Source organism: Pseudomonas sp. MM213 (assembly GCF_020423045.1).
GTDB classification, from domain to species: domain Bacteria; phylum Pseudomonadota; class Gammaproteobacteria; order Pseudomonadales; family Pseudomonadaceae; genus Aquipseudomonas; species Aquipseudomonas migulae.
In genome coordinates, this window is record NZ_CP081943.1 from 2,172,068 (window position 1) to 2,198,642 (window position 26,575).

Below are 26,575 nucleotides of genomic sequence, written 5' to 3' on the forward strand. Positions count from 1 at the left end.
AATGCCCAGCTTGTTTCGCCGCACACCTCTGCTGCTCATCGCGCTCCTGTGCGTTGCCATCTGGCCGTTCAGGAGCTGGGCGTCGGACTGGGTTGCGAGCGTGGATGAGCGCAGCGGCCTGCCGATGCTGACACGCGGTGGCAGCCCCGTCTTGGCATCGACATTCACCTTCTGGGGAAGCAACTGGGAGTGGTTGTATTTTGCGTCCCGGTTCAAGGCAAACGCCCCCCACAGTTACTCCCTGGAAGGCCAGAACAAAGACCTGGACTTCGACTTGACGGCGCAGATTCAAAAGGACGGCGAGCAAAAGCTGACCTGGAACTTTGCCCTCGATGCGCACAGCACGAAGTCGGGTGTAATGGGCGGAGGCATCGTCTTCAAGTTTGACCCGGCACTGTTCGCTGAAGAGATGGGCGAACCGGTGCTGCTCCCCGACAACAGCGGTTGGGCCTGGGGAAACGCACAAGGACGACGCATCGAGATGCGTTTTGAGCCGGCATTGGCGAGTGTCTATTTTGAACCCGGCGACCGATCCGAGGTGCGCGCTTTTTTCTACAAAAGCACGATCAGGCCCGGCCAGCAAAACATCAAAGCCACCCTGAGCGTCTCGGGTGATGTGACACTCGGCCCGACCCTGACCGAGCGCTTTGGCCTGACGGACCCGACACGTTGGCCGAACGACAACATCGACATAAAAACCTCACCGGTCGATCTGTCGTTTCTCAATGCTGACGAAAAACCTGCGGGCAAGCGCGGTTTCGTCAAAGCGTCCGGCGAGCAGCTGATGTTCGCCGACAACACCCCGGCGCGTTTCTGGGGCACCAACATCACGTCCTACGCGCTGTTCCAAACGTCCGACGATGCAATCAAGCAGCAAGCCAAACGCCTGTCGGCACTCGGTTTCAACCTCGTGCGACTGCACCACCATGACTCACCCTGGGTCAGCCCGAACATTTTTGGCGAGCGCGACCTCACGCATGACACTCAGCAACTCAGCGCGCAGTCGCTGAAAAAAATCGACTGGTGGATCAAGTGCCTGAAAGACGAAGGTATTTATGTCTGGCTCGACATGCACGTCGAGCGAGCCCTTATGCCGAAGGACAACATTTTTGCCTTCGATGAGCTGCCAAAAAATGAGCAGAACAACGCCAGCCTCAAGGGTTACGCGTATGTAAACATCACCATTCAGCAGGCCATGAAACGCTTCACCGAAGCCTACATGACCCATGTAAATCCCTTTACCGGCCTCGCCTACAAAGACGAGCCGGCAATCGCCGCCGTCCTGATCACCAACGAAAACGACGTCACTCAACACTTCGGCAATGCCCTGTTGCGAGACAAGGGAGTTCCCAAGCACTGGAAGCTCTACAAAAACCAGGCCGATGTCTTTGCCAGCCAGCACAATCTATCGCAAGGACTGACCTGGCGTTCGTGGGAGCATGGCCCCTCCAAACTGTTCCTTAACGATCTGGAACAGCGTTTCAACGTAGAGATGATTCAGCATCTGCGCGACCTCGGCGTGAAGGTGCCCATTGCCACCACCAGCAGTTGGGGAGGTGACGGCCTGAGCTCATTGCCGGCCTTGACCAGCGGTGATGTCATCGACGTTCACAGCTACGGCGGCGCGGGCCAGCTGGAGAAAAACCCGCTCACCTCCGACGGCATCATCGACTGGATCGCCGCCGGCCAGGTGACAGGCAAACCCCTGACCGTCACCGAGTGGAACAACGAACCATTCCCGACACCCGACCGCCACTCGTTGCCACTCTATGTCGCCGGCACCGCCAGCCACCAAGGCTGGGACGCGCTGATGCAATATGCCTACAGCCAGCAATCATTCGACGGCGACTGGGTAACGGCCGATAACTGGCACGCCTACAACGACCCCGCCATGCTGGCCACCCTGCCCGCCGCCGCCTTGCTCTATCGTCGCGGTGACGTCAGCGAAGCCAACACGACGTACGTCTTCGCACCGACGCCCGACACCCTGTTCAACAAACCCGTGTCGCCGGCCAATTCTGCACTGCTGCGCACGGCGATGGAGATAGGCAAGCTGCAAATCGCCATGCCACAAACGCCGGAACTGGCCTGGTTGCAGCCGGGCATTATCCCGAGCACTGCCAAGGTGTTTCATGACCCTGACCAGTCGTTGCTGGACGCCAATGCCAGCGAGTCCACGACGGATACGGGCGAGCTCAAGCGCAACTGGAAACAAGGCATCTACACCATCGATACGCCACGTACCCAGGCTGTCACCGGCTGGATCGGCGGCGAATCGATCAGCCTCGGGAACATCAAGGTGCAAGTGAAAACGGCGAATGCCAGTGTGGTGGTGCAGAGCCTGGACAACGCACCCGTCGCACAATCGAAGGATTTGCTGATTTCATTGGGCACCCGCGCCATCCCCAAGGAAGACGACAAAACACCATTTTATGTGGAGCCTCTGGAGGGCACGCTGAGCCTCCAGGCACCGCCTGGCCTGACGCTCTTTACTAACGGCACGCTCGCACAAATGAAGAAACTGCCCGCAACCTATGTGGATGGACGCTATACGATCAAGTTCGACGACCTGCAGGCGTCCAATTGGTTGTTTTTGAGAAAAAACGCCACTCGCTGACGCTGCAATCCGCTTGCACAGGAACAGTTTCCAGGAGGTCAGGATGAAGTTTTTGGTGATTGGCGGCGCAGGCTACATCGGCTCGCACATGGTGAAACAATTGCTGCGTGCGGGTCACGAGCTGGTGGTGGCAGACAATTTTTCCACCGGCTACCGCAGCGCCTTGCCGGGCGGAAAGCTGGTCGAACTGGACATCGCCGACACGCAAGCCCTGGACGATGTTTTTGCTGCTGAACATTTTGATGCGGTGTTCCACTTCGCTTCATTTATCCAGGTCGGCGAATCCGTCACCGAGCCAGCCAAGTATTACCGGAACAACCTCGCCGCTACGCTGACGCTGCTACAAGCCATGGTGCGCGCGAAGGTCAAACACTTGGTTTTTTCCTCGACCGCCGCCGTCTATGGTGACCCGGTATACGTGCCCATCGACGAAGAACATCCCAAGGCCGCCATCAACCCTTATGGCCGCAGCAAGTGGATGGTGGAGCAGATACTGGAAGACTTCGACCGCGCCTACGGTCTTAAATCGGTGTGCCTGCGCTACTTCAATGCCGCCGGCGCCGACCCTGAAGGACAGCTGGGTGAACGCCATGAACCGGAAACCCACCTGCTGCCACTGATCCTGCAAGCGGCCTCGGGCCGACGCGAATCCATCACCGTGTTTGGTCGGGATTACGACACGCCGGACGGCACCTGTATTCGCGACTACGTCCACGTGGTCGATCTCGTTGCCGCTCACGCACTCGCCGTGGATTATCTGCTGGCCGGTGGCGCAAGCACGGCGTTCAACCTCGGTAACGGCCAAGGGTTTTCAGTACAGGAAGTGATAGACACTGTGCGTCGCGTCACCGGCCAGGACTTCTGCGTCAGTGACGCGCCCCGCCGTGCCGGCGACCCGCCACGGCTGGTGGCCGACCCTCGAAAGGCCAACGCAATACTGGGCTGGCAAACTCAATTTGCCTCGCTTGAAGAGATCGTGACGCACGCCTGGAAGTGGGAGCAGAAGCACCCTTGGCACTGACAGTCGGCGCTGGCGCATAACGCGCCGCGCGCCGAAGGGTGACGCGCTAGTAGTAAGAGCGGTTTTGCGGCTCGGCTTTGTTCAGCACCGTACCAATCAGATTGGCTGAGCCCAGGTGATGCAGGCTTTCCTCGATCTCTTTCTTGCTGTTCATGCCGTTGGCGACCACGAGCAGGACGCAGTCGAATTTCGGCAGGACGGTAATGACATCGTCCGAGCTGAGGATTGGCGGCAAGTCGAAAATCACGATACGCGAGTTGTAGCGTTCACGCAGATCACTGATCAAATGGGTCACTGCGGGCGATGACAACACCTCGGTGGAGAGAGGAATCGGCTTACGGGTCGGCAGGACGACAAAACGCGGCAAGGTCGGGTTGACCAGAACCTCTTGCAGTTCCGCTTCGTCGGCCAGGTACTCATTGAGCGATTTATCCATCGGCAGACCCAGGCAGGCACCCACTGTCGGACGGCGCAGGTCAAAATCCACCAGCAATGCAGTCTTGGTGGTGTGATGGGCGATGCTCATTGCCAGGTTGATCGCCAGGACCGTCTTGCCTGCCTCCGGCGTCGGCGAGGTGATGGCAAGCGTACGCCAGCCGTTTTCTTCCATGATTTTCAGAACTTGCGTGCGTAGCAGATCGAACGCCCCGCCCATGTTCGAGTTCTTGTTGTACGCCACAATGCGGTTACGCTCGAGATGATCCGGGCGCAAAGGCACAACTTTGGTTTGCACATAACTGAGCGCATTCAGACCTGCAGAGTGCCCGGTTGCGGTCATGGCTTTTGGCGTGGCCACGAGAGCCGAGGACGACTGTTTTTCATCATCTTCGGTATCGGTCTTGTTAAATTCCATGGCTGTATTCCTTATGCAAACCGGCCCAAAGCTTTAAAAATCAAAAGATCCAGTGGCATGTAGAGGAAGTGCACGAGCACCAGAAAGATCACGAATGCCACTATCCCACAGATGATCAAGCGCGTTCGCCACCTCTTGCGATTCGCCAGCTCCGCCTTGGTGTGAATGTAGGGAATGGCAACCAGTACACGCCGCCCCAACACGCTACCCAGGGCTTCAGCTCCGCGCACACGCTGAGTCAGCATTTCCAGGAGCATCACCAATGCGCCAGCGCCCACAGGGGCAAGCACGAAGCCCATGGCAACCACTTTCTTGCGGTTCGGCCGTACCGGTTTTTCAGGCATCAGCGGCGACTCCAGGAGAACAAAACGCTCGGCTTTGTTTTCCTGTTCCAGGCTTTCGGAAATTCTCGCATTCATCTCCTTGGCGCGCATTTCCTCGTATTTCTTTTTCGCGTTGTCATGGTCACGCATCAGCGTGATCAGGCCGCGCTCGACTTGTGGCATTTCAATAATCTGCGCTTCGTATTCGGCTATTTTCTGCTGCGTCTGCTGCTTCTGATCGGCCAGCGACCTGATACGTGCGTCGGTGGCCGCGATCCGCGCCTGAGCCTTCGCTACATCCATACTGACGGACACTACCGAACTCCCCGCCACCGACTTGTTCGCCTCAAGTGCCGCAATCTTGCGTTTCACGGCACGCACATCGGGGTGGGCTTCGGTATACAGCGTCAGCAAACGGACGTATTCCGCCTTGAGGCTGCCCAGATCCTGCGGTTTGTCAGCGGCTGCACCCGCCACGCCAGGCTTGGTCGCTACGCCGGCATTGGCGGCGACAAGCTCCAACTCATTGAAGCGCAAATCCTCACGGGCAGCCTTGTAGTCACGATCGACTTCCTTGAGGTCGTTTTCGGCGCGGGTCAACATGTTCGTGAGCAATTCCCGATTCTCGGGCAGCGATTTGCTGTGCTCCTCCTTGTATTTCGCCACGCGACTGTCCTGGGCATTCAGGGCAACCTCGAGCTTGTCCGCCTCCTGCTTTGCGAACTCTGTGTTTTCATTGGCGCGCTCGGTGCGCTGCCGGATGTTTTCATTCAGGAACAGCGTTACCAGTTCATTGGCCACTTTGTTGGCAATCTCTGGTTGGCGGTGCTCAAAGGAAAGACGAAACGCAATCGTCACTTCCCCGCGACCCTTGACCGCGGCGCTGACCAGGGTGACCCCGATCGTATTGCGCATTTCATCGATTTTCTCGGAAACGCTCAACTGCCGGCCTTGAGAAGAGAACAAGTTGTATTTGTCGATGATCGCTAAAAGATTCTCCCGGGTCATCACACGCTGGCGAATGACCTCGATGCGCTCATCGGCAAAGGTGCCGTTGTTTGTCGCGACCAGTTCAGGCGAGATCTGCTGCGACTCGATCAGGATCGTGCCAGAGGACTCGAACGTGGGCGGCAGCGACATCGCGACCGCGATGCTCACGCCAAGTATGGCTGCGCAACTCACGATCAACAGCACGGCGTGGTGTTTGACGATGGCGATGTAGTCGTTGACCGACATTTCGTATTCAGAGGCCATATTTCTCACACAACTGAATTTCAGAGACCGGGGTAACTGTAAATCAGTGTCATCCCGACAATATTTGCGCTGGCATCCGGCAAGCCGTCCTGCTGACGCTCCTTGTACGTGAAGGATAGGCGCGCAATCCAAAAAGGCGAGAGTTCTTGACTGATCCAGGCACTGTAATTAAGCAAAGTGTTTGGCGTCTGGCCTTTAGTGTCCTGCCAGGAGGCATCAAAACCGGTGCGTCGGATCTCATCGATGGCGTAACTGAATGTTCCCTTCAGGTTATCCGCCTCGACGAACCCGCCGTCACCGCTGGCGACCGTACTGCGACCGGCGTCGACGATTGCATCAAACCGCTCGCCGGTGTATTGCAAGGTCAATCCGCCCTGCCCCTTGGGGCCGTCACCCGAACCGGAAACCTGATTGACGCCCGCGTACACCGTACCCTTGAACTGCTCGGAGAGCTGGAAGTTCACGCCGACCGTGGGTGTATAGCTGTTTGAGGAGGACGCCACTGCAGAGCCCTTCTCAGGCTCATAGCGCCTGACGCCCAAACGGGTGAACACCTCGGTCTGCTCGCTCCACGCGTAGCTCCACGTAAAGCTGGTGGCCAGTTCGTCGTAGTTGATCAGGGTCGGAATGTCGTAAGTGACATGAGTGTAGTCAGTCTCGTTGAGCAAGGTACTTCGCTCGCTGAGAGCCGTATGCCAGTTGCCGCCCAAGGTATACAGCTTTTGCGTGCCGTCGGCTGCTACCACGCCGGTTTCCTGAACGGCAGTAGAGAGCGTTGAACTCTCTTCATACCTGGCCTTGAGCCCAAAACCGCCCGTTTCGGTTTCCCGCTGCCACCCCAGTTTCAATCGGGGGTCTTCACGGTCCGTCACGATGTCGGTATCGGAAGAACGCACGACGTATACACCGAGACCGAATTGAAACTCATCCCGACCGGAAGTACCGACAAGGCCGTACTCGGGAGCGATGATGGTGCGGGTCACACCCTGCTCGCCACTCGTGAGCAACAGTGGATTGCTGTCGTACTCGACAGTCGAAGGCACCGCGATTGATGATTGCCAGGTCGCCGCATGGGCCACACCGGAACACGACAGGATCAGGGTTGCAGTGGCAACCCCGGTAGTTCGAAGAGCAAGCAAGTTAATCCTTAATGCATCGCGCAAGTCTAAGGCACGACCAACGTATCGCCGGCCTGGAGGAGAATATTGGTGGACATGTCACGCCCGGACATCAGATCGCTGTAATTGACTGGCAGGATCTGTTGCTTGGACCCGGTGAGTCGCACGACCTTGATTTCATCCTTGTCGGCAAACTTGTCGAGCCCGCCCGCCACGCTCAACACCTGCAGCACTGACGTTTGACCTGATAAATGGACACTGCCTGGCTTCAACACTTTGCCCTGCACGTACACGAGATTGCCATCCGTGCTGGTGACGACAACGCTCACCTGCGGATCGGGTATGTACTTTACAAGCTTGGCAGCAATTTTCTCTTCGACTGCGGTGGTATCGAGACCCGCCACATCGACTTGCCCTGCCAGCGGGAAGGTAATGCTTCCGTTGGGAAGAACGATCACGTCCTGCTTGAGCTTGTCTTCGCCCCAAACGGAAACGGCGAGCTTGTCACCCGGACTCAACCGGTATGCAGCATCGTTTGCGACGGCATTGGAAATGCTGGGCATAACTGCCAGCGCGCAGACCACAGGTAACCAGAAACGCGACATCGGGATCCCTCCGCCTAAGTAGCCTTGCCAAGAGTCTTGCATAAAAACCGGGGTAAATCACTCTTGCTCATTTTTAGGTCAAGGAAACGATCAAGGGGCTGTTTTTTGCGCTCAACGCCGTGCGGTTTTCGTCGGCCTGACGCCTCTATTGCCTGCCGGGAAACAGCTGGCGAAGGAAGTTTTTTATTTAACAATAAGTTGTCGTTAAACATATCGACCTCGATGTCTGCCTGCCAAATTAATAGCACTCTGTTTAATAGAGCCCGTCATTCAGCTAATACATCGCCAAACCCACTAGCAGATCAAATTGATATCAATCACTAGTGTCAATACGCCACACAATCGCCAGCAAAAACAAAAAGCTAGCTACACCTTCCGCCGGTTGGCGACCATGACAAAACCGAATAACGCGGATGAAAACAACCAGGCGGCAGCAGCTAACGGAACTGCATTCGATTGATTGCTGAGGGCATCATCCCCGCCACTCAAAACTTTACTTTGCGTACCTGAATCTGCCGTTAACTTGTCAACGGCAAGTTGCGCCATTAATCCGTCACAGGAAGAACTATTGACGGTAGCGCCCACCTTGGTGGCGGATTCTATAAGGCTGTTGAGTTGATTTTTTGCTGTATCAGCGAAGCTGGTATCGCTGGCCGAAGCTGCCGCACCAGGACCGTTTGCAACGGTTGAAGGGGCACCACCCTGCTCGGCGGCGGTCATGCCCGCTTTTGGACCATACGCTTGGCAAGCATCGCCCATGCGGTTAATTTCACGGGTCAAATTGGCCGTTTGTGCGGTGGCAATGGCCGCACCATTAAAGAGCACGCAGAACAAAACGGATTTGAGAACCAGTGATGAACGCATTGAAGCCCGCCTCCCTGCACACAGGGTTTTCCTGATATCGAATGAAGGATTCGTTACCCAGCTGATTGGAGCCTATAAGCACATAGCCAGCACGTCAATGGTCTGTCACAACAATAAATTAAAATAAAAATCAAGGCAGAATGGCGTCAATAAATCGACAATTAGTCCTCATCACAACAAGGGTCTCTATCTCCTTGAAACGACTCAAACATGGGCATCAGCCCTACCGAAAACGGGCCTGAACGCTTTGCTTTTTCCTCGCCGAAACACCGGCGACAAAAAACTATCGACGCTGGCCGCCATGCATCCACTCTCGCGGACTGACGCCGGTCTTGCGCCGAAATGCCCGGGCGAGCGCCGAAGGGCTTTCATACCCCACTTCATCGGCAATCAGGGCAATGGACTTGCCTTCACGCAAGCGTTTCTGGGCCAGGCTGATGCGCCAGCTCACCAGGTAATCCACCGGGGTCTGCCCCACCACCTGACGAAAGTGTTCGGCAAAACTGGCCCGGGACATGTTGGCCGCCGTCGACAACTCAGCCACAGTCCAGGACTTGCCGGGCGTGTCGTGCATCAGGCTTAACGAGCGTGCCAGGCGCGGGTCGGCGAGACCGGCCATCATGCCGGGGCTTTGTTCGCGATTGGTCAGAATGTGCCGCAGCAACTGGATCACCAGCACTTCGAACAAGCGGTCCATCATCGCTTCGCGACCGCAAATGCCGCCGAAGGCTTCGTTGAACAACCAGTCCAGCGTACCGGCCATGGTCGGCACTTCATCGAGATCAAGTACCAGGTAATCGGGCAACGCCGCCGCCAGCGCATTCCCCGCACCGCCATCGAACGTCAGCGAGGCGCACACCAGTTGCGTGTCAGGCGTGTCAGCGGCAATCAGTCGGTGGCGGTAAGGCCGAGGGAAGAAAATCAAGGTGGGGGTGTTGAGCTCAATCGCGCGCTCATCGGCCAGTTTCAGGGTCAGCTCGCCGGATTGCAGCAGATGGAGGTGCCCGCAGGCCTGATCACCATCAAAACCGGTGGTGCCGCAAAAGGTCCCGCTGTGGAAGGTACCGGCGCTGACGCCGAAATGGCTGAGCAAGGTGGACAAGCGATCCATGGACAGACTCCTGGCGGCATATCTGGACGATCAGTCGCATATCCTCGACGATTTGCAGCCAATAGACCAGCACTCGTCATTAGCATGGACCCCGTACCCAGCGCACACCGCGCCGTCATCTACGGAGATCCACCATGAGCCGCATCAACACCCTGAGCCTCGAGCACGCCACCGACACCACTCGCCCGCTGCTGGAAGGCGTGCAGAAAAAAATCGGTTTTTTGCCCAATGTCTTCAAGACGCTGGCGCATGCTCCCGCCGTGCTGTCCTCTTATCTGCAACAGTCTGCGACCCTCGGTAAAACGTCACTGAGCGCCACCGAGAAAGAAGCGATCTTCCTCGCCACGTCCCAGGTGAATGGGTGCGACTACTGCCTCGCGGCCCACACATTGTTTGCCGGCAAGGCCGGGTTATCCGCGCAAGACATCCTCAGCGCCCGCAGCGGCCAGCTCAATGCCTTTGCCACCCTCGCCCGGCAGATCACCGAAAGCCGTGGCCACCTGGGCAGCGAGCAGATCGCAGCGGCACGGGCAGCCGGGATCAACGACAGCAAGATTGTCGAAGTGATCGCTCACGTGGCCTCGCAGACCTTGACCAATTACCTCAACAACGTCGCCCTGACCGAGATTGATTTTCCGGCCATCGATGCTTGAACGACTGTCTATTCGGGAGAACCGCTGATGAACACCGTGACGCTCTATACCACTGACACTTGCCCTTATTGCCGCAACGCCAAGATTTTGCTGGCGAGCCGAGGCATTGCGGCACAGGAAATAAACGTTCAATCGGAACCTGGGAAGTTTGAGGAGATGCTCAGCCGCAGCGGGCGCCGTAGCGTGCCGCAGATTTTTATCGGTGATGTGCATGTTGGAGGGTTTGACGAGCTGGCCAAACTTGATCGTCAGGGGGGGTTGATGTCGATGCTTGCTTGAGGCCGGTGACGGTTTTTTTGGGGGGGTACATATCCGTTGTTGTGGTAACGGCGGCTATTGGTTTCGCCCTTACGGCGAGTCACTTGGAAAAGCGCCAAGTAACCAAGCGCCTGCGCCCCTGACGTACGGTGGCTCGCTAAGGCTCGCCATGCCCTCGCTCCGGTCCTGCTCCGTGGGCCCGCCGCCATCGGCCATCCATGGCCGGGGGCGGCTAACCCGGCATCCATGCCGGGTTGCCCACTGCGCAGAACCTCCACTCGGCCTTCCGACGGGGCAGATCAAGATCAAAAACCAAAGCAAAGCAAAAGCGAGGCGGCCTGCCAGCCGACCTGTTTCTTTGCTCGTACGCATTCCCCTGTAGGAGCCGGCTTGCTGGCGATGGACGCCAACGATAACGCGGGCTGTCTGAATGAGCGCGGTGCCTACACGCTTTTCGCGAGCAGGCTCGCTCCCACTGTTGAACGTATGCGTTCCGAATACACACGCATTTCCCCTGTAGGAGCCGGCTTGCTGGCGATAGCGGTGGATCAGTCAACGTATGTATTGGCTGGGCAGACGCCATCGCCAGCAAGCCGGCTCCTACAGGGATCGGCGTACGCTTTTGATTTTCACCACTCATCAGGCCGAGCGTTAGCTCGCCTTCAGCTTTTGATCTTGAGGTACACGCCCCCTCGAGAGGCCGAGCGCAGGTTCTGCGTAGTGGGCAACCCGGCATGGATGCCGGGTTAGCCGCGCACGGCCATGGATGGCCGATCGCGGCGGGCCCACGGAGCAGGACCGGAGCGAGCCACCGAACGAAAGGGGCAAGAGCCCTTGGTTACTTGGGGCTTTTCCAAGTGACTCGCCGTAAGGGCGAAACCAATAGCGGCCATAACCGCAGAAATGGATATGTACACATGAAAGAAAATAGTCGCCGGATAGACCGCTATCGCCGGCAAGCCAGCTCCTACAGGGGCCGGGTACATCCGCAAGAGTCGGGGCATATGGGCAAACACGCAAAGGGCGCTCTATGATTGAACCCTATGACCACGTCGATGCCGATCCGCCAACCCTGCCCGCCCGGTGCCTGCAACTGCGAGCGTGAACCGCTGCTGGAAAAAGCGGGCGCGGACCTGCGCATCCTGTTCCTGACCCGCACCGAGGAAAAACGCCTGCTCGACCGCCTGGAAAACCTCCAGAGCCTGAGCGACCTCGAACGGCTGCAACAGCGGATGTTCGAACAACTGGGCATCCGGGTCGAAATCGCCCCCGGCTTCAACGAAGTCCGCACCATGCGCGGCATCGCCATCTCCATCGGCGAATTGCCGGGGCTGTGCCGCAAAACCCGCCAGGCGATCCCGGCCGCGATTCGTCGCGGGCTGGAAAAACGGCCGGAAATCGCCTACGAACTGCTCAACGCCAACGACCTGCTGCGCGACGCTTGACGGCTGAATGCCCCCCAACACTCCCGAATGCCACGAAAGAGGATCAGCGGTCGTACGCGAATCCCGGCGCGCTGCTATGCCTTCTCAAAGGGAGAAAGACATTCAAGCCCGTCAGGATGAAGCGGGAAACAGGCGTGACCGTGGTCCCGGCGCCAGCCAGGTGCGCGAAGAGCAACAGGTGCCAATCCCTATCAGGAGGTGGCAGATGTTATTCATGGTCAGTTGGTCAATCAGTCCGCAAAACCGCAACAGCGCGATCAAGCGCTTTCTCGAGACCCAAGGTGCCCCGCCCCCCGGCGTCAAGATGCTCGGGCGCTGGCATGCCGTCGGTGGCTCGAGCGGTTTTGGCATCGCGGAAACCGACGATGCCGTACAGATTCAAAAATGGGTGCTGCAATGGAGTGACCTGATGAGCATGGAGGTTCATGCTGCACTCACCGATGAGCAGGCTGGGCCGCTGCTGGCGGCGGCTGTCAGCAAGTAATAATCGTCGGGGCGGCGAGTCTTGCTCGCCGCCACGACGCAGGCGCTCTGTCAGCGTCAGGCTTTAGATCCTGCTACATCTTGATTCCCACCCGCCGCCGCATCTCGGCAGTGATTGCCTGAGCAGCAGAGCGATACGCCGGGGGAAAATTCAATGGGGGTTGAAACTGCCCTGACAGACGGGCAGATGGCCGGGCACTGGGCACGCCGGCAAGTGAATATACTCAGCGGGAGTGGACACATCCTCCGGAGAGCAATCATGCGAACGGTTCACGTCATCACCCCCGAAAAAACCCCGGGGCCGGTCAATGTGGTGGGTGAGGCGATCACGGTTCTCGCCGGCGGCGATCTGAGCAAACCCTTTGAAATGCACATTCAGGAAGGCGTGCAAGGGGGCGGGCCGCCGCTGCATTTCCATCCGTGGGACGAGGCTTTCTACGTTACCGACGGGCAGGTCGAAGTGACGGTCGAGGGCAAGTCCACCACCGTTTCTGCTGGCGGCTACGTGCATATTCCTGGTGGGTCGATCCATGCCTACAAGAACATCAGCGCGACCGCGAGGATGATTGGCGTGGTGTCCGACCCACGCGGCGGTCAGTTTTTTACGGCGGTGGACCGGCTGAGGGTGCCGGAGGATTTGCCGCGAATCCTGGAGATTGCCGAAGCGCACGGGGTTACGTTTCTGATTCCGAAATCACCGCAGCCCCTGTAGGAGCCAGGCTTGCCGGCGAAGGGGCCTGTCAGTACGCCTTCGCCGGCAAGCCTGGCTCCTACAAAAAGCTGGTCAAGCGGCGCCACCTTTGGCCTGCTGCTCCAGATGCACCTGCAAATCCGGATCTATCTGCAACGCCGCCGCCAGCTCATCCAGGTAGCTGCGCTCGGCGTCTTGCTGATCGTCCACCAACATCACGCTGGCCAGGTACATTTCCGCCGCAATCGCCGGGTCCGTCGCCGACTGCGCCACATCCGCGGGATCCAGCGGCCGGGCGACTTCATCATCCAGCCATTGCTGCAGTTCCGGGTCATCGGTATGGCGGCCGATTTCAGTGCTGATCATTTGTTTCTCGGCGTCGTCGATCCGGCCATCGGCCTTCGCCGCCGCGATCAATGCGCGCAGAACCGCGTGGCTGTGGTCCTCGACTTCCGGGCCGGAGAGCAGATCCACGGTGCGCGGCGCCTGTTGCGGCGCGGCTGCCTGGCTACTTTGCCAGGCCTGATACGCCTGAAAAGCCATCATCCCCAGGGACGCCAACGCTGCGTAGTTGGTGCCCCCACCCGAGCGAGTCTGGGTCGCGCCGCCCATGCCCGAACCGCCGCCCAGCAAGCCCCCGAGCAAACCGCCCAACCCGGCGTTTGCACCGCCACTGCCGCCCAACAGGCCACCGAGCAACCCGCCAAGACCGCCGCCCATACCGCCTTGAGGTGCGCCGCCACCTTGCTGCGTCATCGAGCCCTGACCGGCTCGCAAGAGTTGTTCGAGCAAATCGCTGGTGTTCATGACGACGTCCTCATCGGTTGGAGTTATCCAGTCAGGCAACGATAGTCCTCGTACGCCGTTGCGCCATTACCGTTTGGCTGACTTCGCTGTCTGTGGTGTTCAAGCGTTTTGGTGGGTATCCATTATTAACGCTCGGCCTGATGAGTGGCGAAAATCAAAAGCGTACGCGATTCCCTGTAGGAGCCGGCTTGCCGGCGAAAATCGTCGGGGCAACGCGTTCATTCAGACAGCACGCGTTATCGTTCACGTCCATCGCCGGCAAGCCGGCTCCTACAGTTGATTGGTGCCATGGCCAATTACCGCGTCTGCTGCTGTTGCTTTGCTTTGCTTTGCTTTGCTTTTGATTTTGATCTGCCCCGTCGGAAGGCCGAGCGGAGGTTCTGCGCAGTGGGCAACCCGGCAAGGATGCCGGGTTAGCCGCCCCCGGCCAGGGATGGCCGATGGCGGCGGGCCCACGAAGCAGGACCGGAGCGAGGGCATGGCGAGCCTTAGCGAGCCACCGTACGTCAGGGGCAAAGCCTTTTGGTTCCTTTTTGGCGTTTGAAAAAGGGACTCGCTGTAAGAGCGAAACCAATAGCCGCCGTTACCGCAGGAATGGATATGTACACCCTCAAAAAATTCGTCGCCTGACACTAGGCCATCGCCGGCAAGCCGGTCTCACTCCCACATGGGCTCCGGGTACACCCGCAAAATCAGGTCAGCAATCAGCCCCCTGAAATGGACGCAAGCGCAGTACGACAAAGACATTCCCCTCGGTGAAGGATTTCATACCCAACACCACAGTATTTTTTGACGACCCAGCTAAGATTTACAGACGGTGAACCTTATTCCCGGATTTCCGGTCGATACCTGCAACCCGACCCGGTTCGCCACCGCCCCCGATAAACGAGGGTGATGACTGGCTTGCTTCACTTTCTGGAGAACGCCCCCGTGATATCCACCCTACACATCGCCAGGCTCAAAGCATGGGGCGCCCATGGTTTTACCGCCACTGGCGTAGTCACAGCCTTCCTCGCCACCCTCGCCCTGCTGGAAAACCAGCCCACCAATTGCCTGCTGTGGCTGGGCGTCGCACTGATTGTCGACGGGCTCGACGGCGCACTGGCGCGCAAGGTCAACGTACAGTCGGTGTTGCCGAGCTTCGACGGTTCGATCCTTGACCTGGTCATCGACTACCTGACGTACGTGTTTATCCCCGCACTGTTTATCTATCGTTACATCCCGTTGCCGGATTACACCCTGCTGCTGACCGTGTCGCTGATTCTGGTCTCGTCGCTGTTCTGCTTCTGCAACGTCAACATGAAAAGCAAAGACAACTACTTCCAGGGCTTCCCCGCCGCGTGGAACGTGGTTGCGCTGTGCCTGTACATCATCGCCCCGTCGCCGTGGATCACCCTGCTCACCGTCATCGGCCTGGCGTTGCTGACCGTGACCCGGATGAAATTCCTGCACCCGTTTCGCGTTCGCCGGTTCATGCCGATCAACATCGCCGTGACGGCCATCTGGTTGCTGTGCAGCTTGTCGCTGGTGATCAACCATCCGGTGATCAACCCGATGGTCATGGGGCTCTGGTTGCTGATGTCGGCCTACTTCCTGGGGATTTGCATCTGGCGCACGGCGATGGAATGGTTTGACGGCTCGCGGCACCCATAAGCCATGCCTATTCATATCGTACGACTCGGCTCACCGCGCCTGCCCGATGAAGGCCTTCGGTTAGGCACCGTACGCCGTCCGCCTCGTGGCGTGCCGAAGGCTGAGTTTTCCCGCCGGGATTTTTATGATGTGTGGCAACCGCTGCTGTCGCCCAGTGCTGAATTAGTGGCCGAAGCCAAGGCGGCGGCAGATGAAAAAACCTGGGAAGGCTTCAAGCGCAAGTTCAAGGCTGAAATGAATCAGCCTGCGCCCAGCCAGTTGCTGGATCTGTTGGCAGCCCTCTCCCATCACACCTCGCTGGCCGTCGGCTGCTATTGCGAGGATGAAGCGCACTGCCATCGCTCCGTGCTGCGCGAACTGTTGCAGGCACGCGGCGCCAAGGTTATTTGAATTCCATCCCCCCACAAATCCCCCCTGTAGGAGCCGGCTTGCTGGCGATGGCGTTCTGTCAGTCAAACTAATTAGTCACTGGACGGACGCCATCGCCAGCAAGCCGGCTCCTACAAAGGATCGCGTCGTTCTCAAGGTTGAAGTTCACGGCGTAATCGCCACCCTCATAACCCCGCCCCACTCCCACCTGACCAGACGACAGGTTGATCATGGTCAATACTCAAAGGGTTGAATGCCTGTCGAATGACCCTGACGCTCGTTTACCCACGGGAGGTTTGTCATGTCTGAGCAATCACGTTTCATGCTGGTCGCCTCACCCCTGATGGAACACAGCCCCGCCTTCGACAGGGCCGCAGCGCTGGCCAAGGCCGAAGACGCGGCGCTGCACATCGTTGCGTTCGATTATCTGGAGGGCCTGGCGACCGCCAGTCTGGTCAATGAAAAGGCCCTGGAGCAGATGCGCCTGGGCTATGTCGATCGACACCGTCAATGGCTTGAGGACCAGGCGCGGCCCTTGCGCAAGATCGGGGTGCACGTCACCACCGAAGTGACGTGGGTCGAACGGCCGCTGGAGGAAATCCTGATTCACCTGAAAGAGCAGCCGATGGACGTGCTGATCAAGGCGCTGGAGCCGCATTCGATGCTCTCAAGGCTGATGTTCACGCCACTCGACGTGCATTTGCTGCGTGAGTGCCCGGTGCCGCTGCACTTCGTCAGCCATGCCGCGCATGCCTTGCCGCGCAAGATCGTCGCGGCGGTCGACCCGTTCCATCGTGATGATCACTACAAAAGCTTCAACGACCGCATTCTTCACGAAGCGGCAAAACTGGCCAGCGCCTGTAATGCCGAGCTGGATGTGGTCTACGCCTATGACCTGTCATCGATCAGCGCCGATGAATTCGGCTTCGACAACGGTTCGGCGTTTTTCTCGTCGGGCAAAGCCAGGACCTTGTTCGACTACCAGGAAGCAGCCTTCAACGAACTGGCCGAACGCAACGGCATCGCGCCGCAGCAACGGCACATGATCATGGGCAACCCGGTAAAGGTCCTGACCCGCTACGCCGATGCCTGCGACATCGACGTGATCGTCATGGGCCGCATCGGCCATCGCGGCCTGGGCAGGCTGATCGGCAGCACGGTGGAGCACCTGCTGTACAAAATGCCGTGCAGCGTCTGGGTGGTGTACAGCGAGCGGTTGGATGAATAATCCTGCTGAAAACACCCCAACCCCCTGTGGGAGCGAGACCGGCTTGCCGGCGATGACTGAGTCATATCCAACATTGATGTCGATTGACTCACCGCCATCGCCGGCAAGCCGGTCTCGCTCCCACAGGTTTTTGTGTGGCTAAGTCAGCGTCGGGTGATCACCACTTCAAGGTATTCACTCGGCACCACCAGCGATTTTTCACCCGTGCGGTTCAAGCGGTTGATCAGCTCGGCCAGGTCACCTTCAAGGGCCTGTGCGCCTTCGGGGGGCAGCGCCGCGAACGCCTTGTGGACCGGGCCATACCAGGTGCGGAACGTGTCGATGAAATGCGCGGCCGAACGGTAGCGGAAATTGAAGAACCGCCGTGTCACCTGAAGCAGAAACTCGCGTTCATCAAAATGCTTATGCAGCCAGGCCTCGGAACCCCAGTTCGACGGTGGTTGTGCCCCCGGCGGAGGTGGCATGTGCCGGCCCAGGGTCTTGAACATCTGGCCGACGAAACCTTCAGGCGTCCAGTTGGCGAGGCCGATCCGGCCGCCCGGACGACAGACCCGCGCCAGCTCGGCGGCGGCTTTGGCCTGGTCCGGTGCGAACATCACGCCGAAGGTCGACAGCACCGCATCGAAACTGCCGTCCTCGAACGGCAGCGCCTCGGCATCCGCCACTTGAAAGGTCACCTCCAGGCGCTCCGCCCGGGCCCGGTCTTCGCCGCGCTCCAGCAGCGCGGCGACGTAGTCGGTGGACGTGACGCGGGCACCCCGGCGCGCGGCCGCCAATGTCGCGTTGCCGTTGCCGGCGGCGACGTCCAGCACGCGCTCGTCGCAAAGCAGGTCGCAGGCTTCGGCGAGCTGCTCGCCGACAATCTGCAAGGTGGTGCCGATCACGGCATAGTCGCCACTGGCCCAGGCGGCCATCTGACGGTTTTTCAAGGCAGTGAGATCAATGGGAGTACTCATCAAATCGCTCCGTTACGAGTTCAAACGCCCCTGGCTTATTCCGCCGTGGTGGGGTCGATGACGGTCATGACCCGGGAAATGCGGTTGGCCGGGAAACCACTCAGCCTGGCATGCTCCCGGATCAACTCTTCGTTGGGCGAGAGGTACACACAGTAGAGCTTGTCACCGGTGACATAACTCTGCTGCCATTGCACCTCCGGCAAGTCGCGCAACGCTCGGCAGGACTTTTGCGAAGCCGCTTTCAAATCCCTTTCTGACAGTGTTCCAGCACCCGGAATCTCGCGTTCAATGATGAACTTCGGCATGGCAACCTCTCATTTTTGTTATTGATGACAGGGTCGGCAGACCCTGTGCCAACTATCGCGCTGCTGACCTTCGGCGTCCTGCCCGATCGTCGGCCAACCTTGCCCGATCGTCCGGAGGTTTCGCGTTGTGCCGCGACAGGCTCACAATCAAAAGCTGCCCGCCCACAGGGGAACACCACCATGGACGCCCTGTCCCAGACCCTGCGCGTCGTCCGCCTGGTCGGCGCGATTTTCATCAACGCCAGGTTCACTGCCCCCTGGTGTTATCAGTCACCGAGCGCAGACACCGCCGCACCGTTTCTCGAACCCGGCGCCGAACGCGTGGTGATCTTTCACTTGATCACCGAAGGCGAGTGTTATGTCGAACTCGGTGATGATCCTCCCCAATTGCTGACGGCTGGCGATGTGGTGGTGTTTCCGCAGGGCGATGCCCACCGCATGTGCTCCAAACCCGGTCTCGCGCCGGCCAGCGGTGCACGGCTGGACGTCGTGCTCGCGCGCCGCCCACGGCAGTTGAGTTATGGCGGTGGCGGCGCGGTCACGCGCCTGGTGTGCGGTTATCTGGCGTGCGATACGCGGCTGGCGGGCATGTTGTTGACGGGGTTGCCGGCCGTGGTAAAGGTCAATGTGCGCGGCTCGAACGCCGGGATCTGGCTGGAATCTTCGGTGCGTTATGCGCTGGCCGAAGCGCGCTCGCCAAGGCCCGGTGGTGAAGGCGTACTGGCCAAGCTGGCCGAGGTGTTGTTCATCGAAGTGCTGCGTTTGTACATGCACGAACAGGGCGAAGGCCGGACCGGTTGGCTGGCGGGTGTCGGCGACCGGATCGTCGGCGCCGCCCTCAACGCGCTGCACAAAAAACCCTGTCATGCCTGGACACTGGATGAACTGGCGCGCACCGCCGGCACCTCAAGATCGGTATTGGCGGAACGCTTTCAGCAACTGGTGGGGATTTCGCCGATGCAGTACCTGACGCAATGGCGCATGTTGCTGGCGGCCAACCTGTTACGCAGCAGTAACAGCTCATTGATGCGCATCGCCGAAGAGGTCGGTTACCAGACCGACACAGCATTCAGCCGGGCGTTTCGGCGGGAGTTCGGCGCACCGCCCGCGGCGTGGCGGCGCAGTCAGGAGAAACGAACAATGGCCCACGGCGCGGAGCCTGTGAGCCATTGAGTTGACGGGTTACGCGGCGGGGGCTTTCGCCTCTTCCAGCAACTGCTGGATCATCTTCTCCTGGGTTTCGTAGCGACCTTCACCGAAGTGGGTGAAACGCACCTGCCCCTTGGCGTCGATCAGGTAATGAGCCGGCCAGTACTGGTTATCGAAGTTGCGCCAGATCGCGTAGTTGTTGTCGATGGCCACCGGGTAGGTGATGCCGAGCTTTTTCACCTGATCCTTGACGTTGGCGATGATGCGTTCGAAGCCGTATTCCGGGGTGTGGACGCCGATCACCACCAGGCCATCCTTCTCGTATTTCTTCGCCCAGTCCTTCACGTAAGGCAGGGTGTGCTGGCAGTTGATGCAGTCGTAGGTCCAGAAGTCCACCAGCACCACTTTGCCTTTGAGCGACTCATTGGTCAGTGCTGGCGAGTTGATCCATTCGACGGCGCCGGACAGCGACGGCATCGGACCCTGGGCATTGTCCAGGCTTGTATCGGCCTTGACCTTGCTGACCAGGTAATCGACCACTTTCGGTACGCTTTCCAGCACGCCTTTCTCGATACTGCTGACGCCCTCGGAAGAAGTGCCGGCCAGCAGGGTCTTGTCGGCGCCGGTGGAAATCACCACCGCAGCCGCCAGTACCGCAAACCCGGTACCGCGTCGCAACCAGCCGGTCACTGGAATCGACGCTTTCAAGCGATTGACCAGGCCGCGACCGGCGAAGATCAAGGTGCCCAGGGACAACGCGCTGCCCAGGCCGTACGCCACCAGCAACAGACTGGTTTGCGCGTTGGCGCCTTGCAGCATGGCGCCGGTGAGGATCACGCCGAGGATCGGCCCGGCGCACGGCGCCCAGAGCAGACCGGTGGCGACACCGATCATCACCGAACCCAACGGGCCGGACATTTTGCGGGTGTCGGGGTCGAGGCGATTGCCCAACAGCACGAACGGGCGTGCCAGCCAGCCGCCGACCCGCGCAGAAATCAGCGACAGGGCAAACAGCGCCATCACAATCAGGGCCACGTGGCGACCGGTGTTGTTGGCTTGCACCACCCATTCACTGCTGACCACGGCCAGGCTGGAGATCAGGGCGAAGGTCAGGACCATGCCGCCGAGGGTGAGCAGGATCGAGGAGCGGGTGCGGTCGACCCCGGCGAACAGGAACGGCACGACCGGGAGGATGCAGGGACTGAGGACGGTCAAAATGCCGCCCAGGAAAGCGATGAGAAACATGGGGATCACCTAATGCATTAGAGGGTGGCAACGAGTCCCCTGTAGGAGCCGGCTTGCTGGCGATGGCGATTTGTCAGTCACATCAATGTCGAATGTGCTGCCGTCATCGTCGGAACGCCGCCCGCAGCAAGCCGGCTCCTACAGTGGGATTGCGTGACTTCAGGCCGTTTGCTCATCCAGCAATTGGCCTTGTGGCGTGCGGCTGCCACCGTTCTCGGCAACCATCTGCCCTTGCGGCGTACGGCTCGAACCGTCCTGCACCAGCAAGTCGTTGGCGCCCTGCTCGTTCACCGGGGTCAGCTGGAAGCAGGTGCTGCTACCGCAAGTGCTTTGTTCAACGGCGGCGTTGGCGTGAGCGGCGGCGCCGGCAAGGGCGAAGGCAGCGGCGGTCAAAAAGCGGGTTACGTTGTTCATGGCGTTCTTCCTGTATCAAAGGGGATTGGCAATCGGTCAGCGAAGGACTCAGTTGTCTTCGTTGCAGTCAGCAATTTTTCGGTAGTCCAGCACCTGGGTTTTGTTCTGGGAGTCCAGGTAAGTCAGCTGGGCATCGACAATCCCGCAGGCGTTCGTGGTGTCCTGTGTCAACGACACCACTTTCTTGATGTCCAGGTGCGTGCCGTAGCTGTAGGTCCTGGCGCTGACGTCAGCTTCGGCACGGGCCGACAGGGTGCAGATGTTCAGGGCGGCAAACAGGCAAGCGGCGTAGATGGCTTTGGTGTTCATGGTGGTGTCCTCAAGGCTTCAATGGGTAGGTCGTTCAATTGAGCCGAGGCGGTTGGGTTTGCCTCGATGGAACCTATTAGAAGGCCCTGAGGTATCTCGTCTGTGTCGAGAAGCGACGCGTGTAAATCGGTACGTATCAAAGGGGCCTGCCGATACACAGCGATACAAAACCCCTGGATTCCCGGGTTTTTAAGTCCATGTGTATCCGCCGACACACCAGATACACTGCAATACAAAGGGTGGCGGGCGAGCGGGCAAAGGCTCGATAGACTGTGCGCATTCCCTATTTGAAGAGGCTTGGCCCCATGGAACACGTCGATCACATCCTCATCGTGGACGATGACCGCGAGATTCGAGAGCTGGTAGGCAACTACCTGAAGAAGAACGGCCTGCGCACCACCGTCGTGGCGGACGGCCGGCAGATGCGTGCGTTCCTCGAGACCACGCCGGTGGACTTGATCGTGCTCGACATCATGATGCCGGGCGACGATGGCCTGATGCTGTGCCGCGAAATCCGCGCCGGCAAACACAAGACCACCCCGGTACTGATGCTCACTGCGCGCAACGATGAAACCGACCGTATCATCGGCCTGGAAATGGGCGCCGACGATTACCTGGTCAAGCCGTTCGCCGCCCGTGAACTGCTGGCGCGGATCAACGCGGTGCTGCGGCGCACGCGGATGCTGCCGCCCAACCTGGTGGTCACCGAAAGCGGTCGCCTGCTGGCCTTCGGTCGCTGGCGCCTGGACACCTCGGCCCGCCATCTGCTCGATGACGACGGCACCATGGTCGCGCTCAGCGGCGCGGAATATCGACTGCTGCGGGTGTTCCTCGATCATCCGCAACGGGTGCTCAACCGCGACCAGTTGCTGAACCTGACCCAGGGCCGCGATGCTGATCTGTTCGACCGCTCCATCGATTTGCTGGTCAGCCGCCTGCGTCAGCGCTTGCTCGACGACGCACGGGAACCGGCCTACATCAAAACCGTGCGCAGCGAAGGCTATGTGTTTTCGCTGCCGGTGGAAGTCCTCGGGGCGCCCGCATGAACCTTTCCCTGCGGTGGCCCCGCACCCTCGCCTCGCGCCTGTCGCTGATTTTCCTGATCGGTCTGATTCTGGCGCAGGTCCTGTCTTTCGGTGCGCAGTACTACGAGCGCTACGAAAGCGCGAAAAACACCATGCTGGGCAATCTGGAAACCGACGTTTCAACGTCCATCGCCATCCTCGACCGCTTGCCGGCCGAAGAACGCATGAGTTGGCTGCAACAACTGGATCGCCGCAACTACCGCTATTTGCTGGATGAAGGTTCCCCCGGCACGGCGATGAGCGATACGCCTATCGCGATGACCTCGATCAAGGACGCCATCGGCAAGGATTACCCGATGACGGTTACGGACATTCCCGGTCCGGTCAAACACTTCCAGGTCCATCTGAAACTGGCCGATGGCAGCCCGGTCACCATCGACGTGCGTCCGTCGATGGTGCCGTTGTCGCCCTGGTTGCCGGTCGTCTTGCTCGGCCAACTGTTGCTGATGATTCTGTGCACCTGGCTGGCAGTGAGAATCGCCATTCGCCCCCTCACCCGCCTCGCACAGGCCGTCGAAACGCTGGACCCCAACACCCACCCGGTGCACCTGGACGAAAAAGGCCCGACCGAAGTCGCCCACGCCGCCATGGCCTTCAACGCCATGCAGGCGCGTATCGCGGCATACCTCAAAGAACGCATGCAATTGCTGGCGGCGATTTCCCACGACCTGCAAACCCCCATCACTCGGATGAAACTGCGCGCCGAACTCATGGACGACTGCAACGAAAAAGACAAGCTGTGGAACGACCTCGGCGAGATGGAACATCTGGTGCGCGAAGGCGTGGCCTATGCCCGCAGCGTCCATGGCGCCACCGAAGAGAGCCGCCGCACCGATCTGGATTCGTTCCTCGACAGCCTGGTGTTCGACTATCAGGACATGGGCAAGGACGTTCAGCTCAGCGGAAAAAGTGACACCGTCATCGACACCCGGCCGCACGCCTTGCGCCGCGTGCTGGTGAACCTCACGGACAACGCACTCAAATTCGCCGGCGCGGCGCAACTGCAGGTGGAGTCGAAACCTGGCGGCAGCTTGTCGGTGAAGGTGATGGACCGCGGCCCCGGGATTGCCGAAGAAGAACTCGCCCACGTGATGGAGCCGTTCTACCGCGTGGAGAATTCGCGCAACCGCAGCACCGGCGGCACCGGCCTGGGCCTGGCGATTGCCCAGCAACTGGCGCTGGCCCTCGGCGGGTCGTTGACGCTGAGCAACCGCGAAGGCGGCGGACTCTGCGCAGAGCTAAAGCTACCCACCCGCCCTTTGTAGGAGCGAGGCTTGCCCGCGAAGGTCTCGACACGGTTCTAGCTGAAAACCGTGTCATCGTTCTTCGCGGGCAAGCCTCGCTCCTACAGAACCTGAACCAAGGCCAAGGAAAGCCTTTATATTGTCGGGCGCAGTCGGTGATTCGCCGCTGTGCTGTACTCGGCAGTACCTCATCACTGATATGGACATTGCACATGGATGAAAACAGAAGACCCATCAAAACGCGTTCTGCGGGATGGGCCAAATACGTCACCGACCAGTTGGTGAAAAGGGACCTCTCCCCCAATCAGATCTCCGTGGCCAGCATCGCCTTCGCACTCGCTGGCATCGTCGCGCTCAATATCGACACGGGCGTCATCGGCTCGATCCTCTGCGCCCTCGGCATTCAGTTGCGCCTGTTGTGCAACCTCTTCGACGGCATGGTCGCGATTGAAGGCGGCAAGAAATCCGACATCGGCAGCCTCTACAACGAATTCCCCGACCGGATTGCCGACAGCCTGCTGATTGTCGGCCTGGGCTACGCCATCGGCTACTCTGACCTTGGCTGGTTCGCCGCGCTGGCTGCGGCATTGACGGCTTACGTCAGGGTGTTTGGCGGCTCGATCGGTCTCAAGCAGAGCTTCATCGGCCCGATGGCCAAGCAACACCGAATGGCAGTCATGACGGTCGGGCTGCTGCTGAATGCCGTCGAAGCAAGCGTTTATGCCACTCACTACGTGCTGTTGATGGCGCTGGTCATCATCGCCATCGGCTCCGCCGCGACCTGCGTCACGCGCACCCTGGCCATCTCGCGCGAACTGAAGGGGAATCCTCATGTGGATCAGTAACGCGCTGATTTCTGTTCTTCGATTCGTGATCGGCGTCACGGCCCGATGGGAAAGCCCGCCGGACCTGACACGCCAGCGTATCTATTTCGCCAATCACTCCAGCCATATGGACACCCTGGCAATCATCGCGGCCCTGCCACCGGAAGCCCGAGTGAACGTGAAACCGGTTGCGGCCGCTGACTACTGGGGAAAGAACAAATTCCTGTCATACATCTCGCAGAAAGGCCTGAATGCGGTGCTGATCGATCGCAACCCCGCGCCCGGCGTCAACGTACTGGAGCCGATTTTCGACGTGGTGCGCGCCGGCCATTCGATCATCATCTTTCCGGAAGGCACGCGCGGCAGCGAGGCGTTGCCCGGTCCTTTCAAATCGGGTCTGTTCCGCTTGGCCGAGACATTCCCTGAGGTTGACCTGGTGCCTATCTACCTGGAAAACCTGCATCGCTCCATGCCAAAAGGCAAACACGTCCCCCTGCCCATCATCTGCACAATCCGTATCGGCGATCCGCTGCAACGGATCAGCGGCGAGGAAAAACAGGTGTTTCTGGATCGGGCGCGTGACGCGATTGTGAGGTTGTCGGAATGAATCTTGATGAAAAGTTTTTGTGGTTCTTCGGCGCCATTGCCGCCCTGTTGGCGATCGCTTCGATCATCGGCCGGATACTGGCCAAGCGGGCGACGACAGAGGGCTCGGTCTCGACCATCGAAAACCTCAACCAGCGCGTGAATGCCTGGTGGGGGATGGTGATCATTTTCTTCGTGTCCTACCTGCTGGGCGGAAACGCGACGGTCATTCTGTTCGGCTTCATTTCCCTGTTCGCGCTCCGGGAATTCATCACCCTGACACCGACCCGGCCTGGCGACCATAACGCGCTGTTTTCGGCGTTTTTCATTCTGATCCCCCTGCAATACGTACTGATCGGCACTCACTGGTATTCGCTGTTCACGCTGTTGATTCCGGTGTACGCCTTCCTGCTGTTGCCGGCGATTGCGGTGCTGAGCCAGGACACCGACGCCTTCCTGGAACGGGCGGCCAAAATTCAGTGGGGGGTGATGATTTGCGTCTACTGCATCAGCCACGCGCCGGCGCTGTTACTGCTGGACCTGGAAGGCTTCCAGGGCCAGAACGCACTGCTGCTGTTCTACCTGGTGTTCGTCGTGCAGTTGAGTGACGTGTTGCAGTACGTGTTCGGCAAGCTCTTCGGCAAGCACAAGGTTGCGCCGCTGGTGAGCCCGTCGAAAACCGTGGAAGGCCTGGTCGGCGGCGGTTTGTCGGCCACGCTGATTGGCGGCTGCATGTTCTGGATGACACCGTTCAGTTTCTGGCAGTCGCTGATGATGTCGTTCGTGATTGTGGTGATGGGCTTCCTGGGCGGCCTGGTGATGTCGGCGATCAAGCGCAGCCTCAGCGCCAAGGACTGGGGCACCATGATCAAGGGCCACGGCGGCATGCTCGACCGGATGGACTCGATCTGCTTCGCGGCACCGATCTTCTTTCACCTGACGCGGTACTTCTTCTCCGCCACATAAGCCACTAATACCTGACACACCACTGGTTCCTGACACCCCGACTCCTTGTAGGAGCCGGCTTGCTGGCGATAGCGGTGTGTCAGGCGACATCAATGTTGATTGTTGGACCGCCATCGCCAGCAAGCCGGCTCCTACAAAGG

General features: G+C 59.4%; 29 protein-coding genes. 16 read left to right on the plus strand and 13 right to left on the minus strand.

Annotated features, from left to right (window positions below; all coding sequences use genetic code 11):
- Position 1 precedes the first annotated feature (1 nt).
- Both K5R88_RS09820 and galE read left to right on the plus strand, forming a co-directional pair.
- Positions 2-2,617, plus strand: coding sequence for a cellulase family glycosylhydrolase (locus tag K5R88_RS09820; RefSeq protein WP_226299880.1), 2,616 nt, complete (start codon positions 2-4; stop codon positions 2,615-2,617).
- 43 nt (positions 2,618-2,660) lie between these two features.
- On the plus strand, positions 2,661-3,638 hold the full coding sequence (gene galE / locus K5R88_RS09825; protein WP_226299881.1) for a UDP-glucose 4-epimerase GalE: 978 nt from the start codon (positions 2,661-2,663) through the stop codon (positions 3,636-3,638).
- Positions 3,639-3,684: 46 nt separating this feature from the next.
- Here galE and K5R88_RS09830 read toward each other — a convergent pair whose 3' ends face one another.
- The 7 genes from K5R88_RS09830 to K5R88_RS09860 form a co-directional block, all read right to left on the minus strand.
- Positions 3,685-4,416, minus strand: coding sequence for a CpsD/CapB family tyrosine-protein kinase (locus tag K5R88_RS09830; RefSeq protein WP_223437084.1), 732 nt, complete (start codon positions 4,414-4,416; stop codon positions 3,685-3,687).
- An 86-nt stretch (positions 4,417-4,502) separates the two neighbouring features.
- Positions 4,503-6,068 carry a GumC family protein gene (locus tag K5R88_RS09835; protein ID WP_226299882.1) on the minus strand — a complete coding sequence of 522 codons (1,566 nt, stop codon included), beginning with the start codon at positions 6,066-6,068 and terminating at the stop codon, positions 4,503-4,505.
- A 20-nt stretch (positions 6,069-6,088) separates the two neighbouring features.
- Positions 6,089-7,207 (minus strand): hypothetical protein, encoded by a 1,119-nt coding sequence (locus K5R88_RS09840; protein ID WP_226300257.1) that lies wholly within the window; start codon positions 7,205-7,207, stop codon positions 6,089-6,091.
- Between the two features lie 26 nt (positions 7,208-7,233).
- The gene (locus K5R88_RS09845; protein WP_226299883.1) at positions 7,234-7,791 is read right to left on the minus strand and encodes a polysaccharide biosynthesis/export family protein; all 558 of its coding nucleotides are present in this window, start codon (positions 7,789-7,791) and stop codon (positions 7,234-7,236) included.
- 14 nt (positions 7,792-7,805) lie between these two features.
- Positions 7,806-8,003 (minus strand): hypothetical protein, encoded by a 198-nt coding sequence (locus tag K5R88_RS09850; protein ID WP_223451987.1) that lies wholly within the window; start codon positions 8,001-8,003, stop codon positions 7,806-7,808.
- 154 nt (positions 8,004-8,157) lie between these two features.
- The gene (locus K5R88_RS09855) at positions 8,158-8,655 is read right to left on the minus strand and encodes a hypothetical protein (RefSeq protein WP_192229035.1); all 498 of its coding nucleotides are present in this window, start codon (positions 8,653-8,655) and stop codon (positions 8,158-8,160) included.
- 283 nt (positions 8,656-8,938) lie between these two features.
- Positions 8,939-9,766: an AraC family transcriptional regulator gene (locus K5R88_RS09860; protein WP_226299884.1), complete on the minus strand. Its 828-nt coding sequence runs from the start codon at positions 9,764-9,766 to the stop codon at positions 8,939-8,941.
- 134 nt (positions 9,767-9,900) lie between these two features.
- Here K5R88_RS09860 and K5R88_RS09865 point away from each other — a divergent pair, with 134 nt between their 5' ends.
- From K5R88_RS09865 to K5R88_RS09885, 5 genes are all read left to right on the plus strand, one after another.
- Positions 9,901-10,419, plus strand: coding sequence for a carboxymuconolactone decarboxylase family protein (locus K5R88_RS09865; RefSeq protein ID WP_008041063.1), 519 nt, complete (start codon positions 9,901-9,903; stop codon positions 10,417-10,419).
- Between the two features lie 27 nt (positions 10,420-10,446).
- Complete coding sequence (grxC, locus tag K5R88_RS09870; RefSeq protein ID WP_008033960.1) at positions 10,447-10,698, plus strand: glutaredoxin 3; 252 nt, start codon at positions 10,447-10,449, stop codon at positions 10,696-10,698.
- Between the two features lie 1,022 nt (positions 10,699-11,720).
- Entirely contained in the window at positions 11,721-12,122 is a 402-nt protein-coding gene (locus K5R88_RS09875; RefSeq protein WP_032829188.1) for a hypothetical protein, read from the plus strand.
- Between the two features lie 205 nt (positions 12,123-12,327).
- Positions 12,328-12,606: a DUF3303 domain-containing protein gene (locus K5R88_RS09880; RefSeq protein WP_008043696.1), complete on the plus strand. Its 279-nt coding sequence runs from the start codon at positions 12,328-12,330 to the stop codon at positions 12,604-12,606.
- A gap of 258 nt (positions 12,607-12,864) precedes the next feature.
- A complete protein-coding gene (locus K5R88_RS09885) occupies positions 12,865-13,317 on the plus strand; it encodes a cupin domain-containing protein (RefSeq protein ID WP_008034751.1) in 453 nt (150 codons plus the stop codon).
- 72 nt (positions 13,318-13,389) lie between these two features.
- Here the strand turns inward: K5R88_RS09885 and K5R88_RS09890 are convergent, their stop codons facing one another.
- Positions 13,390-14,103 carry a tellurite resistance TerB family protein gene (locus K5R88_RS09890; protein ID WP_226299885.1) on the minus strand — a complete coding sequence of 238 codons (714 nt, stop codon included), beginning with the start codon at positions 14,101-14,103 and terminating at the stop codon, positions 13,390-13,392.
- Positions 14,104-15,033: 930 nt separating this feature from the next.
- Here K5R88_RS09890 and pcsA point away from each other — a divergent pair.
- The 3 genes from pcsA to K5R88_RS09905 all read left to right on the plus strand — a co-directional run bounded on the left by pcsA (position 15,034) and on the right by K5R88_RS09905 (position 17,353).
- Positions 15,034-15,756 carry a phosphatidylcholine synthase gene (gene pcsA / locus K5R88_RS09895; protein ID WP_008028178.1) on the plus strand — a complete coding sequence of 241 codons (723 nt, stop codon included), beginning with the start codon at positions 15,034-15,036 and terminating at the stop codon, positions 15,754-15,756.
- A gap of 3 nt (positions 15,757-15,759) precedes the next feature.
- Positions 15,760-16,146 (plus strand): DUF488 domain-containing protein, encoded by a 387-nt coding sequence (locus K5R88_RS09900; RefSeq protein WP_226299886.1) that lies wholly within the window; start codon positions 15,760-15,762, stop codon positions 16,144-16,146.
- A 280-nt stretch (positions 16,147-16,426) separates the two neighbouring features.
- Complete coding sequence (locus K5R88_RS09905) at positions 16,427-17,353, plus strand: universal stress protein (protein ID WP_008043281.1); 927 nt, start codon at positions 16,427-16,429, stop codon at positions 17,351-17,353.
- A gap of 143 nt (positions 17,354-17,496) precedes the next feature.
- Here K5R88_RS09905 and K5R88_RS09910 read toward each other — a convergent pair whose 3' ends face one another.
- Together K5R88_RS09910 and K5R88_RS09915 are read right to left on the minus strand one after the other, a co-directional pair.
- On the minus strand, positions 17,497-18,309 hold the full coding sequence (locus K5R88_RS09910; protein WP_223415724.1) for a class I SAM-dependent methyltransferase: 813 nt from the start codon (positions 18,307-18,309) through the stop codon (positions 17,497-17,499).
- 35 nt (positions 18,310-18,344) lie between these two features.
- Entirely contained in the window at positions 18,345-18,614 is a 270-nt protein-coding gene (locus K5R88_RS09915; RefSeq protein WP_008028186.1) for a DUF4242 domain-containing protein, read from the minus strand.
- 180 nt (positions 18,615-18,794) lie between these two features.
- On the opposite strand from K5R88_RS09915, the gene K5R88_RS09920 reads away from it, so the two are divergent.
- A complete protein-coding gene (locus K5R88_RS09920; RefSeq protein ID WP_008028188.1) occupies positions 18,795-19,787 on the plus strand; it encodes an AraC family transcriptional regulator in 993 nt (330 codons plus the stop codon).
- A gap of 9 nt (positions 19,788-19,796) precedes the next feature.
- On the opposite strand, the gene K5R88_RS09925 is transcribed toward K5R88_RS09920, so the two are convergent.
- The 3 genes from K5R88_RS09925 to K5R88_RS09935 all read right to left on the minus strand — a co-directional run bounded on the left by K5R88_RS09925 (position 19,797) and on the right by K5R88_RS09935 (position 21,731).
- Positions 19,797-21,008, minus strand: coding sequence for a cytochrome c biogenesis protein DipZ (locus tag K5R88_RS09925; RefSeq protein WP_008028191.1), 1,212 nt, complete (start codon positions 21,006-21,008; stop codon positions 19,797-19,799).
- A gap of 159 nt (positions 21,009-21,167) precedes the next feature.
- Positions 21,168-21,422, minus strand: coding sequence for a hypothetical protein (locus K5R88_RS09930; RefSeq protein ID WP_008043295.1), 255 nt, complete (start codon positions 21,420-21,422; stop codon positions 21,168-21,170).
- A gap of 48 nt (positions 21,423-21,470) precedes the next feature.
- The gene (locus tag K5R88_RS09935) at positions 21,471-21,731 is read right to left on the minus strand and encodes a DUF2790 domain-containing protein (protein WP_008043296.1); all 261 of its coding nucleotides are present in this window, start codon (positions 21,729-21,731) and stop codon (positions 21,471-21,473) included.
- 305 nt (positions 21,732-22,036) lie between these two features.
- Between K5R88_RS09935 and K5R88_RS09940 the strand changes: the two genes are divergently transcribed.
- The 5 genes from K5R88_RS09940 to K5R88_RS09960 all read left to right on the plus strand — a co-directional run bounded on the left by K5R88_RS09940 (position 22,037) and on the right by K5R88_RS09960 (position 26,435).
- The gene (locus K5R88_RS09940; RefSeq protein WP_008028195.1) at positions 22,037-22,777 is read left to right on the plus strand and encodes a response regulator; all 741 of its coding nucleotides are present in this window, start codon (positions 22,037-22,039) and stop codon (positions 22,775-22,777) included.
- Positions 22,774-24,081 (plus strand): ATP-binding protein, encoded by a 1,308-nt coding sequence (locus K5R88_RS09945; RefSeq protein ID WP_223437828.1) that lies wholly within the window; start codon positions 22,774-22,776, stop codon positions 24,079-24,081. The genes K5R88_RS09940 and K5R88_RS09945 overlap by 4 nt, the downstream gene beginning before the upstream one ends.
- Before the next feature lie 191 nt (positions 24,082-24,272).
- Positions 24,273-24,905 carry a CDP-alcohol phosphatidyltransferase family protein gene (locus K5R88_RS09950; protein ID WP_226299887.1) on the plus strand — a complete coding sequence of 211 codons (633 nt, stop codon included), beginning with the start codon at positions 24,273-24,275 and terminating at the stop codon, positions 24,903-24,905.
- Entirely contained in the window at positions 24,892-25,491 is a 600-nt protein-coding gene (locus tag K5R88_RS09955) for a lysophospholipid acyltransferase family protein (protein WP_008028204.1), read from the plus strand. Before K5R88_RS09950 ends, K5R88_RS09955 begins: the two co-directional genes overlap by 14 nt.
- Positions 25,488-26,435: a phosphatidate cytidylyltransferase gene (locus K5R88_RS09960; protein ID WP_192418604.1), complete on the plus strand. Its 948-nt coding sequence runs from the start codon at positions 25,488-25,490 to the stop codon at positions 26,433-26,435. Before K5R88_RS09955 ends, K5R88_RS09960 begins: the two co-directional genes overlap by 4 nt.
- Positions 26,436-26,575 lie beyond the last annotated feature (140 nt).

What these genes read in the sequence shown, in the direction of transcription:
- K5R88_RS09905 (WP_008043281.1), top strand. Translation starts at nt 16,427, where the DNA reads ATGTCTGAGCAATCACGTTTCATGCTGGTCGCCTCACCCCTGATGGAA.
- K5R88_RS09920 (WP_008028188.1), top strand. Translation starts at nt 18,795, where the DNA reads ATGGACGCCCTGTCCCAGACCCTGCGCGTCGTCCGCCTGGTCGGCGCG.
- K5R88_RS09890 (WP_226299885.1), bottom strand. Translation starts at nt 14,103, where the DNA reads ATGAACACCAGCGATTTGCTCGAACAACTCTTGCGAGCCGGTCAGGGC.
- K5R88_RS09960 (WP_192418604.1), top strand. Translation starts at nt 25,488, where the DNA reads ATGAATCTTGATGAAAAGTTTTTGTGGTTCTTCGGCGCCATTGCCGCC.
- K5R88_RS09945 (WP_223437828.1), top strand. Translation starts at nt 22,774, where the DNA reads ATGAACCTTTCCCTGCGGTGGCCCCGCACCCTCGCCTCGCGCCTGTCG.
- K5R88_RS09880 (WP_008043696.1), top strand. Translation starts at nt 12,328, where the DNA reads ATGTTATTCATGGTCAGTTGGTCAATCAGTCCGCAAAACCGCAACAGC.
- grxC (WP_008033960.1), top strand. Translation starts at nt 10,447, where the DNA reads ATGAACACCGTGACGCTCTATACCACTGACACTTGCCCTTATTGCCGC.
- K5R88_RS09820 (WP_226299880.1), top strand. Translation starts at nt 2, where the DNA reads ATGCCCAGCTTGTTTCGCCGCACACCTCTGCTGCTCATCGCGCTCCTG.
- K5R88_RS09830 (WP_223437084.1), bottom strand. Translation starts at nt 4,416, where the DNA reads ATGACCGCAACCGGGCACTCTGCAGGTCTGAATGCGCTCAGTTATGTG.
- K5R88_RS09955 (WP_008028204.1), top strand. Translation starts at nt 24,892, where the DNA reads ATGTGGATCAGTAACGCGCTGATTTCTGTTCTTCGATTCGTGATCGGC.
- K5R88_RS09875 (WP_032829188.1), top strand. Translation starts at nt 11,721, where the DNA reads ATGACCACGTCGATGCCGATCCGCCAACCCTGCCCGCCCGGTGCCTGC.
- K5R88_RS09935 (WP_008043296.1), bottom strand. Translation starts at nt 21,731, where the DNA reads ATGAACACCAAAGCCATCTACGCCGCTTGCCTGTTTGCCGCCCTGAAC.
- K5R88_RS09950 (WP_226299887.1), top strand. Translation starts at nt 24,273, where the DNA reads ATGGATGAAAACAGAAGACCCATCAAAACGCGTTCTGCGGGATGGGCC.
- K5R88_RS09835 (WP_226299882.1), bottom strand. Translation starts at nt 6,068, where the DNA reads ATGGCCTCTGAATACGAAATGTCGGTCAACGACTACATCGCCATCGTC.
- K5R88_RS09900 (WP_226299886.1), top strand. Translation starts at nt 15,760, where the DNA reads ATGCCTATTCATATCGTACGACTCGGCTCACCGCGCCTGCCCGATGAA.
- K5R88_RS09845 (WP_226299883.1), bottom strand. Translation starts at nt 7,791, where the DNA reads ATGTCGCGTTTCTGGTTACCTGTGGTCTGCGCGCTGGCAGTTATGCCC.
- K5R88_RS09855 (WP_192229035.1), bottom strand. Translation starts at nt 8,655, where the DNA reads ATGCGTTCATCACTGGTTCTCAAATCCGTTTTGTTCTGCGTGCTCTTT.
- K5R88_RS09850 (WP_223451987.1), bottom strand. Translation starts at nt 8,003, where the DNA reads ATGTTTAACGACAACTTATTGTTAAATAAAAAACTTCCTTCGCCAGCT.
- K5R88_RS09860 (WP_226299884.1), bottom strand. Translation starts at nt 9,766, where the DNA reads ATGGATCGCTTGTCCACCTTGCTCAGCCATTTCGGCGTCAGCGCCGGT.
- K5R88_RS09910 (WP_223415724.1), bottom strand. Translation starts at nt 18,309, where the DNA reads ATGAGTACTCCCATTGATCTCACTGCCTTGAAAAACCGTCAGATGGCC.
- K5R88_RS09915 (WP_008028186.1), bottom strand. Translation starts at nt 18,614, where the DNA reads ATGCCGAAGTTCATCATTGAACGCGAGATTCCGGGTGCTGGAACACTG.
- galE (WP_226299881.1), top strand. Translation starts at nt 2,661, where the DNA reads ATGAAGTTTTTGGTGATTGGCGGCGCAGGCTACATCGGCTCGCACATG.
- K5R88_RS09885 (WP_008034751.1), top strand. Translation starts at nt 12,865, where the DNA reads ATGCGAACGGTTCACGTCATCACCCCCGAAAAAACCCCGGGGCCGGTC.
- K5R88_RS09930 (WP_008043295.1), bottom strand. Translation starts at nt 21,422, where the DNA reads ATGAACAACGTAACCCGCTTTTTGACCGCCGCTGCCTTCGCCCTTGCC.
- K5R88_RS09940 (WP_008028195.1), top strand. Translation starts at nt 22,037, where the DNA reads ATGGAACACGTCGATCACATCCTCATCGTGGACGATGACCGCGAGATT.
- K5R88_RS09925 (WP_008028191.1), bottom strand. Translation starts at nt 21,008, where the DNA reads ATGTTTCTCATCGCTTTCCTGGGCGGCATTTTGACCGTCCTCAGTCCC.
- K5R88_RS09865 (WP_008041063.1), top strand. Translation starts at nt 9,901, where the DNA reads ATGAGCCGCATCAACACCCTGAGCCTCGAGCACGCCACCGACACCACT.